Here is a 1,581-nt window from a genome sequence, read left to right on the forward strand (position 1 = left end):
GCTTTGCACGGCGTGATGAACACCGACACATGTCCCTGCTGGGCCTGACCATCGACTACGGTCCCTTCGGCTTCCTGGATGTGTTCGACCCGCAGCACATCTGCAACCACTCCGACGAGGGCGGGCTGTACGCCTACGCCCGCCAGCCCAAGGTGGGCTGGTGGAACCTGCACGCCTTCGCCCAGGCCCTGGTGCCCCTGGTGGGCCAAGGTCAGGGCACGCCGCAGGACGTGGCCGCCATCCGCACCGCGCTGGCCCGCTACGAAACCGTCTTCGCCCAGGCCCTGGGCGACCAGATGCGCGCCAAGCTGGGCCTGCGCGAGGCGCGCGAGGGCGACCAGGATCTCGTCAACGACTGGCTGCGCCTCTTGGAGACCCAGAAGGCGGACTACACCATCGCCATGCGCCGCCTGTGCGACTTCTCCCCCCGGGACGCCGGCCCCGTGCGCGATGTCTTCATGGACCGCGAGGCCTTCGACGTCTGGGCCACGCGCTACACCGAACGTCTGGCCGCCGAGCACAGCATCGACGCCGAGCGGCAGGCCGCGATGCGCCGCGCCAACCCGCGGGTGGTGCTACGCAACCACCTGGCCGAGACCGCCATCCAGCGTGCGGAACAAGGTGACTTCAGCGAAGTCCAACGCCTGCTGGCGGTGCTGTCCCGCCCCTTCGACGACGACAGCGGCACCGCCGCCGACGCCGGTTTCCCGCCCGACTGGGCCCAGCAACTCTCCGTGTCCTGCTCCTCATGACCCACGATCCGCACGACCACGACGACACCCGCTACCCGGTCCAGAAGACCGAGGCCGAGTGGCGCGATCAGCTCGACCCGGTGCAGTTCGCCGTGGCCCGGCAGGCGGCCACCGAACGCGCCTTCACCGGCGTCTACTGGAACCACTGGGAGCCGGGCGTCTACCGCTGCGTGGGCTGCGGCCAGGCCCTGTTCAGCTCCGACACCAAGTTCGACGCCGGCTGCGGCTGGCCCAGCTACAGCCAGGCCATCGAAGAGGGCCGGGTCGAGCGGCTGGTCGACACCTCGCATGGTATGACCCGGGTGGAAGTGCGCTGCGCGAACTGCGGTTCGCACCTGGGCCATGTGTTCGATGACGGCCCCGCCCCCACCGGAGAGCGCTTCTGCATCAATTCGGCAGCGATACACTTCGCGCCGGACTCCGGAACGCCATGAAACTTCTGTTCGACCTGCTGCCCATCGTCCTTTTCTTCGCGACCTTCCGTTATGCGGATGGGCACCAGGACTGGGCAGGCACCTTCGCCACCGAGCATTTCGGTGGTCTCGTCTCCGGCGGCGTGGTCGCCCCGAAGGAAGCCCCCGTGCTGCTGGCCACCGTCGTGGTCATCGTCGCCACGCTGGCCCAGGTGATCTACCTGAAGGCCCGTGGCCGCAAGGTGGACGCCATGCTCTGGTTCAGCCTGGCCCTGGTCGTGATCCTCGGCGGCCTGACCATCTGGTTCCACAACGAGACCTTCATCAAGTGGAAACCCAGCGGCCTGTACTGGGCCTTCGGCATCGCCCTGTGGGGCAGCCAGGCCCTGCTCGGCAAGAACCTGCTGCGCAGCACC

General features: G+C 68.2%; 3 protein-coding genes. All 3 read left to right on the forward strand.

The window, feature by feature from the left end; all coding sequences use genetic code 11:
* A partial coding sequence (locus I73_RS25700; protein WP_234409396.1) for a protein adenylyltransferase SelO family protein occupies window positions 1–752 on the forward strand: 752 nt, incomplete at its 5' end.
* Window positions 749–1,186, forward strand: coding sequence for a peptide-methionine (R)-S-oxide reductase MsrB (gene msrB / locus I73_RS03325; RefSeq protein ID WP_022979314.1), 438 nt, complete (start codon window positions 749–751; stop codon window positions 1,184–1,186). The genes I73_RS25700 and msrB, both read left to right, overlap by 4 nt.
* The coding region (locus tag I73_RS03330; protein WP_022979315.1) for an inner membrane-spanning protein YciB at window positions 1,183–1,581 on the forward strand (399 nt) is incomplete at its 3' end. The genes msrB and I73_RS03330, both read left to right, overlap by 4 nt.

The organism is Ideonella sp. B508-1, assembly GCF_000333615.1.
GTDB lineage: Bacteria > Pseudomonadota > Gammaproteobacteria > Burkholderiales > Burkholderiaceae_C > Ideonella.